The following is an 8,405-nucleotide window of genomic DNA, read 5'->3' as shown; positions in this document are numbered from 1 at the left end:
GGTTTCGCCGGCCCGCGGTCAGTTCTTGCCATTCGTGTCAGCTGCCGCGTCGTGTCAGCTGTCGCGGCCGCGGTCTCCGCCGCCACCGGAACGCTGCCGGCGCCGGCGCGGCTCGCCGCCACCCTCGCGGGGGCCACGGTCCTCGCGGGGGCCACGGTCCTCACGCGGCGGACGCGACTCACGAGCCTCGCCCGATCCACCCGCTGCGCCCTCGGCGGCCGGCGCCTCGGCGCCCTCCGGCCGGACCTTGTCCAGGTAGATCTTGCCGCGCTGGTCGATGTCCGCGATCGACACCTCGACCTTGTCGCCGACGTTGAGGAAGTCCTCGACCTTGTCGACGCGCTTGCCGTCGCCCACCTTGGAGATGTGCAGCAGGCCGTCGCGGCCGGGCAGCAGCGAGATGAACGCGCCGAACGCGGCCGTCTTCACCACCGTGCCGAGGAACTTGTCGCCCATCTTGGGCAGCGTCGGGTTGGCGATCGCGTTGATCCGCTCGACCGCGGCCTCGGCCGACGGGCCGTTGGTCGCGCCGACGTAGATCGTGCCGTCGTCCTCGATGGAGATGTCGGCGCCGGTCTCGTCCTGGATCGCGTTGATCGTCTGACCCTTGGGGCCGATCACCATGCCGATCTTGTCGACCGGGATCTTGACGGAGGTGACGCGCGGGGCGTACTCCGACATCTCGGCCGGCGAGTTGATCGCCTGGTTCATGACCTCGAGGATCGTGGTGCGGGCGTCGTGCGCCTGCTGCAGGGCACCGGCGAGCACGTCGGACGGGATGCCGTCGAGCTTGGTGTCGAGCTGCAGGGCGGTGACGAACTCGGCGGTGCCGGCGACCTTGAAGTCCATGTCGCCGAACGCGTCCTCGGCGCCCAGGATGTCGGTCAGCGCGACGTACTGCGTCTTGCCGTCGACCTCGTCGGAGATGAGGCCCATCGCGATGCCGGCGACCGGCGCCTTCAGCGGAACCCCGGCGGACAGCAAGGACAGCGTCGACGCGCAGACCGAGCCCATCGACGTCGAGCCGTTCGAGCCGAGGGCCTCGGAGACCTGGCGGATCGCGTACGGGAACTCCTCGCGCGTCGGCAGCACGGGCACCAGGGCCCGCTCGGCCAGCGCGCCGTGCCCGATCTCGCGGCGCTTCGGCGAGCCGACCCGGCCGGTCTCACCGGTCGAGTACGGCGGGAAGTTGTAGTTGTGCATGTAGCGCTTGGACTTCTCCGGCGCCAGGGTGTCCAGCGACTGCTCCAGCCGCAGCATGTTCAGCGTGCTGACGCCCATGATCTGGGTCTCGCCACGCTCGAACAGCGCCGAGCCGTGCACCCGCGGCAGCACGCCGACCTGGGCGGTCAGCGGCCGGATGTCGCGCGGGCCGCGGCCGTCGATGCGGACCTGCTCGCGCAGCACCCGCTGCCGGACCTCGCTCTTGGTGAGCGAGCGGAAGGCGGCGGAGATCTCCTTCTCCCGGCCCTCGAACTGCGGGGCCAGCGTCTCCTGCGCCTTGACCTTGATGCGGTCGAGCGACTCCTCACGCTCCGCCTTGCCGGCGATCTTCAGCGCCTCGGCGGTCTCGTCGCGGACCAGGTCGTTGACGGCCTTGAGCACGTCCTCCTGGTAGTCCAGGAAGACCGGGAACTCGGCGACCGGCTTGGCGGCGATCTCGGCCAGCTCGCTCTGCGCGCGGCACAGCTCGCGGATGGCGGGCTTGGCCGCCTCGAGGCCGCTGGCGACGACCTCCTCGGTCGGCGCCTGGGCGCCGCCCTGGATCAGCTTGATCGCGTGCGGCGTGGCCTCGGCCTCGACCATCATGATCGCGACGTCGCCGTCCGGCAGGGTGCGGCCGGCCACGACCATGTCGAAGGTGGCCCGCTCGAGCTCGTCCAGGGTGGGGAACGCAACCCACTGGCCCTCGACGTGCGCGACACGGGTGGAGCCGACCGGGCCGCTGAACGGCAGGCCGGAGAGCTTGGTGGACATCGAGGCGCCGTTCATGGCGACGACGTCGTAGGGGTGCTGCGGGTCGAGCGCGAGGATGGTCTCGACGACCTGGACCTCGTTGCGCAGGCCCTTGGTGAACGACGGGCGCAGCGGCCGGTCGATCAGGCGGCAGGTGAGGATGGCGTCCTCGCTGGGCCGGCCCTCGCGGCGGAAGAACGAGCCGGGGATGCGCCCGACCGCGTACATCCGCTCCTCGACGTCGACGGTGAGCGGGAAGAAGTCGAAGTGCTCCTTCGGCTGCTTGCTGGCCGTGGTGGCGGACAGCACCGTGGTGTCGCCCAGCTGGACGATCACGGAGCCGGCGGCCTGCCGGGCGAGCCGGCCGGTGGAGAAGGTGATCTCACGGGTGCCGAACGACCCGTTGTCGATCACCGCGGTGCGGGATTCTGATCCGAGAGCTTTGTTCTGCTCTGACATGTGGTGCGGTACTCCTTCGTCGAAGGACCCGGCGGTCTGCACAGCGCGGTAAGTCCTCAGGCTGGCCGGTCTTCGATCGAAGTGCCCAGGAGTTGACGCCTGGGTACCACTACCGAGGACCGGTGCCGTTTCGCCTGCGGCCGCGCGGGTCCGTGGGTAAAGCAAAGGGGAGCGGCCCGGATCGGCCGCTCCCCGTCAGGTCATCGGCGCAGGCCGAGCCGCTCGATGAGCGACCGGTAACGCTGGATGTCCTTCTTGTGCACGTAGTTGAGCAGGCGGCGCCGGCGGCCGACCAGCAGCAGCAGCCCGCGGCGGCTGTGGTGGTCGTGCTTGTGCACCTTCAGGTGCTCGGTGAGGTCGGCGATCCGCTTGGTCAGCATCGCGACCTGCACCTCGGGCGACCCGGTGTCGCCGTCCTGCGCCTTGTACTCATCGATGATCTTGGTCTTGGTCTCTTGATCGAGCGCCATGTTCTCCGTGATTCTGTGTTGCCGGATGAAGATGCCGGTGTGGAAACTCGCGGCCCGCGGCGTCGGGCAGGCAGGCGAGACCGGTCGCTGGACGTGCCAGCGACCTCAACCTTACCAGCCCCTCAGCCGAGCACTTCGCGGGTCCGCTCCACATCCTCGCGGATCTGGGCGACCAGCGGCTCCACCCCGTCGTAGGTGCGCTGCTCCCGCAGGTGCTCGACGAAGTCCAGGCTGACCCGCTCGCCGTAGAGGTCGCCGGCGAAGTCCAGCACGTAGGCCTCGACCCGTCGCTCGCGGCCGGAGAAGGTCGGGTTGGTGCCGACCGACACCGAGGCCATCTGCCGGCTCGCGTGCACGCCGCCGCGCACCAGCCAGGCGGCGTAGATACCGTCCGCCGGGATGGCCGCGTACCGATGGCACATCAGGTTGGCCGTGGGGAAGCCGATCTCGCGTCCGCGCTGGTCACCCCGCACCACGACGCCGGCCAGGCGGTGCGGCCGGCCGAGTGCGGCGGCCGCGGCTCGCACGTCGCCCGCGTCGACACAGCTGCGGGTGTACGTGGACGAGAACACCACGCCGTCCGCGGCCACCAGCGGCGCCTCCTCCACCGCGAAGCCGAACGAGCGCCCCAGCGCGGTGAGCAGTGTCACGTCGCCCGCGGCGCGATGCCCGAAGCGGAAGTTGTCCCCCACCACGACGGCCGTCGCATGCAGCGCCTCGACCAGCACGCCGTGCACGAAGGCCTCGGGGCTGAGCTGGGAAAACGCCGGCGTGAACGGCACCACGCAGAGGGCGTCCACGCCGAGCTGCTCGATCAGCTCGGCCTTGCGCACCGGCTCGGTCAGCACCGCCGGGTGCGAGCCCGGGCGCACCACCTCGGACGGGTGCGGATCGAAGGTCACCACCACCGACTGCACGCCGAGGTCACGGGCCCGCTTCACGGTGTGGCCGATGATCGCCTGGTGACCGCGGTGCACGCCGTCGAAGACGCCGATGGTCACGACCGAACGGCCCCAGCCGCCGGGCACCGCCTCATAACCCCGCCATCGCTGCATCCGCACAGCGTATCGGCCTGTTTCAGCGCTCTGAAAAGATACGATTCGAGATGATATGAGCACCGACTGGAGTCTCGCCGTCCTCTTTGCCGCGGAGTTGACCTTCGCGGCGCTGTTCGTCCGGTCCCTGTACGGGTTCCTCCGGCGGCGCGACCCACTCCAGCGGGACATCACCTGGGTCTTCCTCCCGCCGACCGTGCTCTTCGCCTCGAGCGTCGGCGAGGTGCTGCCCGGCGTCCTGCCCGGCTGGATCCCGCCGGTGGCCGTGGCGATCCTGCTGACCCAGCCCTGCCTGACCGTCCGGCTGGCCGCCCGACTGCGCTCGGTGCCGCGCTGGCTCGAGGCGTTCGTGTGGCTGACCTGGGTGTTCGTGGCCGGCGCCCGGCTCGTCGTCGGCGCGCAGCCCACCGACCCGGTGCTCGCGCTCGTGGTGGTGGTGTTCCTGGTCGGCGAGAGCATCGCGGCCGGTCTGCTCTACGGCAAGGCACGCCGCCGGACCGGCGCCAACAAGGCCCGGCTGACCATCGCGGCCGCCGCGACGCTCGCCTTCGGCGGCATGGTCGCGCTGATCGGCACCGGCTCGTTCACCCAGACGCCCGGCCTGGAGGTCGCCGGCCGGCTGCTGGCCATGGTCAGCGGCCTCGGATACGCGGTCGCCTTCGCGCCGCCACGCTGGCTGCGCCGGGCGTTCTCGGCCGCGGCCGCGCAGCGGGTGACCGAGCGGCTGCTGCGCGCCCCGGTCGAGTCGCCCGAGCAGGTCTGGCAGATCTATGCCGAGATCATGCGTACGCAGACCGGCGCCGACGGGGTCGCGGTGCTGATGCCCCGGCCGGACGGGCAGCTCGCCACGATCGGGTACTCCGGCCCGTCGATCCCGAACCCGGACGGGCTGGACAACACCGATCTGACCGCGCTGATCCGGGAGGGCCGGCCGGCCCGGCTGCGCGATGGCGCGCCGTCGCTGGTCGCGCACTACGGCGACGATCTGGGCGACGACTTCGTCACCGTGCTGAGCATGCGGGTGCCGCCGGACGTCGAGGGCGCGGTGCTGCTCTTCAACCGCCACCGGACGCTGTTCAGCGACGAGGACCTGCGGCTGCTGGCCTCGCTCGGCGGGCAGGCCGGGGTGCTGGCCGAACGGCAGGCGGTGATGTCGGCCCAGCGGCGGCTGGCCACCGAGCTGAGCGCGTCGGTGGAGGCGCTGACCCGGGCCAGCCAGGCGAAGAGCTCGTTCCTGGCGAACATGAGCCACGAGTTGCGTACGCCACTCAACGCGATCATCGGCTTCAGCGACCTGATGCGGCTGGAGGAGCCGGACGGCGACCGCCGCCGGGTCCCGGCCGAGTGGGTCGAGCACATCCACACCAGCGGCCGGCACCTGCTCGGCCTGATCAACGACATCCTCGACCTGGCCAAGGTGGAGGCCGGGCGTCTCGACCTGCGCCTCGCCCCGCTGCGGGTGGACACCGCGGTGGCTGAGCTGCTGACCGGCCTGTCGCCGCTGATCAGCACCAAGAACCTGACCGTGTCGTCGACGCTGCCGCAGGCGACCGCGCTGGCCGACCGCGTCCGGTTCCGGCAGATCGTGGAGAACCTGCTCTCCAACGCCATCAAGTTCACCCCGGAGGGCGGGCGCATCACGGTCACCGTGACCAGCTCGGCCGACTGGGTCGACGTGGTCGTCGCGGACACCGGCATCGGCATCGCGCTCGCCGACCAGAACCGCGTGTTCGAGGAGTTCCAGCAGGCCGGCGACGACGAGGGCCGGCGCGCGGGCACCGGCCTCGGCCTGGCGCTGACCCAGCGCCTCGTGGAGGCCCACGAGGGCTCGATCTCGCTGGTGTCGGCTCCGGGCGAGGGCAGCGCCTTCACGGTGCGACTGCCGGCCGCCCCCGTGATCCGCAAGCTCCCGGCCGGCGGCGACGCCCCGCTGGTGCTGCTCATCGAGGACGACCCGCAGTCCGCCGAGCTGCTCACCACCCAGCTGACCGCGGCCGGATACCGGGTGGACGTGGCCGGCAGCGGCGAGGCCGGGCTGAGCGAGGCCGCCGACCACCCGCCGGACGCCATCGTGCTGGACGTGACGCTGCCCGGCATCGACGGCTGGGAGGTGATCCGCCGACTCAAGGCGGACAGCCGGCTGGCCGGCATCCCGGTGTTCTTCGCCAGCATCCTCGACGAGCGGCAGACCGGCCTCGAGCTGGGCGCCCGCGACTACTTCGTCAAGCCGGTGGACCAGGCCACGCTGCTCGCCGCGCTGGCGCAGACGCTGGCCGACCGGGACAGCCCGCGGGTGCTGGTGGTCGATCCGGACGACGAGCTGCGGCACGCCATCGAGGAGGGCCTGCGGGCCGGCGGCGCCGACGTGGTGGCCTGCGCCGAGGGCCGCGACGGGCTGGCCCGCAGCCGCGCGGAGCACTTCGACCTGATCGTCTGCGACATGCAGACCACCGACGTGGACGGCTTCAGCCTGATGGCGGCGATGGAGTCGGACCCGGCGATCCGGCACACGCCGGTGATCGGCTTGACCGCGGCGGCCGGCGCCGACCCGTCCGACGCGGCGCCGCTGGTGGCGACCGCGATGGCCGGCGGGGTGCTGGCCGAGGCGATGGCCGGTGGGTCGGGCTGGGCCAGGTTGGCGCCACTGCTGGGCCGGCGATCGATGCACGGAAAGGACAGCGCGTGAGCAGGATCCTCCTGGTCGAAGACGAAGTGTTGAACCGGACCCTGGTGAAGGCGGTGCTCGCCCGGGCGCAGATCGCCGCGGTGCGGGACGCCGAGATCATCGACGCGGCCAGCCTGGCCGCGGCGCGGGAACGTCTGGTCACCGATCCGGTCGACCTGATCCTGCTGGACATGAACCTGCCGGACGGCAACGGGCTGACCCTGGCCCGGGACCTGGCCACCGGCAACGTCAAACCGGCCGGTTCGCGGCCGGCGGTCGTCGCGGTGACCGCGAGCGTGCTGCCGCAGGACCGGGCCGCGGCCATCGAGGCCGGCTGCGACGGCTTCCTCGACAAGCCCTATGCGGCCGCCGACCTGGTCGCCGTGGTGGCCGAGCACCTGCCGGGCTAGGAAACCGGACTAGGAAACCGGCCTAGGACCCGGCCTAGGTGTAGGGCCCAAGACCGTTGTTGATGCGGGTGATGGGTGGTTGTCCGGCGAGGGCGGTGTGGCCGCGGTGGTGGTTGTAGGTATGTAACCAGATCGGTAGGGCGTCGGCGCGGTCTTGGCCGCTGGTGAAGGGGCGGGAGTAGATCCATTCGTCGCACATGGTGCGGTTGAAGCGTTCGGCTTTGCCGTTGGTCTGGGGCCGGTAGGCGCGGGTGAACCGGGCTCGGGCGCCGAGCTCTGCCAGAGCTTGGCGCCAGGCCCGGCCGCGGCGGTAGGCCAGGGCGTTGTCGGTCATCACCCGCTCGATGCGGTCAATACCGTGCTGGGCGAAGTGGGCGGCGGCGTTGCGCAGGAACTGGGCGCAGGTGGTGGAGGTTTCGTCGGGGTGGATTTCGGCGTAGGCCAGCCGGGTGTGGTCGTCGATCGCGGCGTGCACGTACTCGTAGCCGACCCGGCGTCCGGCGTGTTGTTCGCGGCGTTTGCGGCGGTCCTGGTCGCTGTCGCGGCCGTGGACCCGCCAGCCGCCGCCGTCGCGCAGCCGGCCGATCTTCTTGACATCGACGTGCAGCAGTTCGCCGGGCCGGGCGCGTTCGTAGCGGCGGATCAGGGTGCCGGTAGGCCGGTCCAGCCAGGCCAGACGGTGCAGGTGGTGCCGGGTCAGGATCGCGTGCACGGTGGAGGCCGGTATGCCCAGCAGCCCGGCAAGGCGGCGTGGGCCGCGTTTGAGCGTGGTCCGCAGGGCGCACACCTGGGCCTCGACGTCGGCGGGTGTCTTACCAGGCAGACGCCGAGCGGTGCTGGGCCGGTCGGCCAGGCCGGCGTCGCCCTCGGCGCGCCACCGGGCCACCCATTTGTAGCCGGTGGCGCGCGACACCCCGAGTTCCTTGACCACGTGGGCGACAGGGCGCTGGTCGGTGATGACACGCTGGATCAGTAGCCGTCTGCCATGCACGGTTAGCCGGGCATTACGGTGGGCCATAGAGACCTCCGGTCGGTGGAGAGCGTCGCAACTCCCACCTCGCCGGAGGTCTTCTCATTGATCAAGGCGCCACGCCGCGTCAACAACGCTCATGGGCATTACACCTAGTGGAGGTGGTCCACGACCACCTTGCCGAAGACCTTGCCCTCGGCCAGGTGCTCGAAGGCGTCCCGCACCGCGCTGAAGCCGTAGGTCGAGTCGATCACCGGCCGCACGTCCTTCTCGGCCAGGAAGTCGATCAGCGCCCGCAACTCGTCCGCCGAGCCCATCGTCGCGCCGAGGATCTCCAGCCGCATCGCGAAGACCCGGCGCAGGTCGACGGTCGCCTGGTGCCCGCCGGTGGCGCCGCAGACCACGATCCGGGCCTGCGGC

General features: G+C 71.2%; 7 protein-coding genes. 2 read left to right on the top strand and 5 right to left on the bottom strand.

The annotated features are described in order from the left end of the window. Nucleotides 1-54 precede the first annotated feature (54 nt). The 3 genes from AB0M20_RS15460 to AB0M20_RS15450 all read right to left on the bottom strand — a co-directional run bounded on the left by AB0M20_RS15460 (nucleotide 55) and on the right by AB0M20_RS15450 (nucleotide 3,940). A complete protein-coding gene (locus AB0M20_RS15460) occupies nucleotides 55-2,415 on the bottom strand; it encodes a polyribonucleotide nucleotidyltransferase (RefSeq protein ID WP_364298487.1) in 2,361 nt (786 codons plus the stop codon). Between the two features lie 200 nt (nucleotides 2,416-2,615). Next, on the bottom strand, nucleotides 2,616-2,885 hold the full coding sequence (rpsO, locus tag AB0M20_RS15455; protein WP_364298485.1) for a 30S ribosomal protein S15: 270 nt from the start codon (nucleotides 2,883-2,885) through the stop codon (nucleotides 2,616-2,618). A 122-nt stretch (nucleotides 2,886-3,007) separates the two neighbouring features. Next, nucleotides 3,008-3,940 (bottom strand): bifunctional riboflavin kinase/FAD synthetase, encoded by a 933-nt coding sequence (locus tag AB0M20_RS15450; protein ID WP_364298483.1) that lies wholly within the window; start codon nucleotides 3,938-3,940, stop codon nucleotides 3,008-3,010. A 55-nt stretch (nucleotides 3,941-3,995) separates the two neighbouring features. On the opposite strand from AB0M20_RS15450, the gene AB0M20_RS15445 reads away from it, so the two are divergent. Together AB0M20_RS15445 and AB0M20_RS15440 are read left to right on the top strand one after the other, a co-directional pair. Beyond that, nucleotides 3,996-6,626, top strand: coding sequence for a response regulator (locus tag AB0M20_RS15445; protein ID WP_364298481.1), 2,631 nt, complete (start codon nucleotides 3,996-3,998; stop codon nucleotides 6,624-6,626). Continuing rightward, entirely contained in the window at nucleotides 6,623-7,015 is a 393-nt protein-coding gene (locus AB0M20_RS15440; RefSeq protein ID WP_364298479.1) for a response regulator, read from the top strand. Before AB0M20_RS15445 ends, AB0M20_RS15440 begins: the two co-directional genes overlap by 4 nt. Nucleotides 7,016-7,049: 34 nt before the next feature. On the opposite strand, the gene AB0M20_RS15435 is transcribed toward AB0M20_RS15440, so the two are convergent. Together AB0M20_RS15435 and AB0M20_RS15430 are read right to left on the bottom strand one after the other, a co-directional pair. Next, nucleotides 7,050-8,033, bottom strand: a complete 984-nt coding sequence (locus tag AB0M20_RS15435) for an IS481 family transposase (RefSeq protein ID WP_364298477.1) — start codon at nucleotides 8,031-8,033, stop codon at nucleotides 7,050-7,052. A gap of 104 nt (nucleotides 8,034-8,137) precedes the next feature. Continuing rightward, the coding region (locus AB0M20_RS15430; RefSeq protein ID WP_364298475.1) for a zinc-binding dehydrogenase at nucleotides 8,138-8,405 on the bottom strand (268 nt) is incomplete at its 5' end.

Source organism: Actinoplanes sp. NPDC051633, from assembly GCF_040681735.1.
GTDB lineage: Bacteria > Actinomycetota > Actinomycetes > Mycobacteriales > Micromonosporaceae > Actinoplanes.
Note: the sequence above shows the minus strand (reverse complement) of the source record. Positions and strands in the feature narration are given on the sequence as shown.

Bases quoted from the DNA above. Each gene is read 5' to 3' on its own strand.
- AB0M20_RS15450 (WP_364298483.1), bottom strand. From the start codon at position 3,940: ATGCAGCGATGGCGGGGTTATGAGGCGGTGCCCGGCGGCTGGGGCCGT.
- AB0M20_RS15460 (WP_364298487.1), bottom strand. From the start codon at position 2,415: ATGTCAGAGCAGAACAAAGCTCTCGGATCAGAATCCCGCACCGCGGTG.
- AB0M20_RS15445 (WP_364298481.1), top strand. From the start codon at position 3,996: ATGAGCACCGACTGGAGTCTCGCCGTCCTCTTTGCCGCGGAGTTGACC.
- rpsO (WP_364298485.1), bottom strand. From the start codon at position 2,885: ATGGCGCTCGATCAAGAGACCAAGACCAAGATCATCGATGAGTACAAG.
- AB0M20_RS15435 (WP_364298477.1), bottom strand. From the start codon at position 8,033: ATGGCCCACCGTAATGCCCGGCTAACCGTGCATGGCAGACGGCTACTG.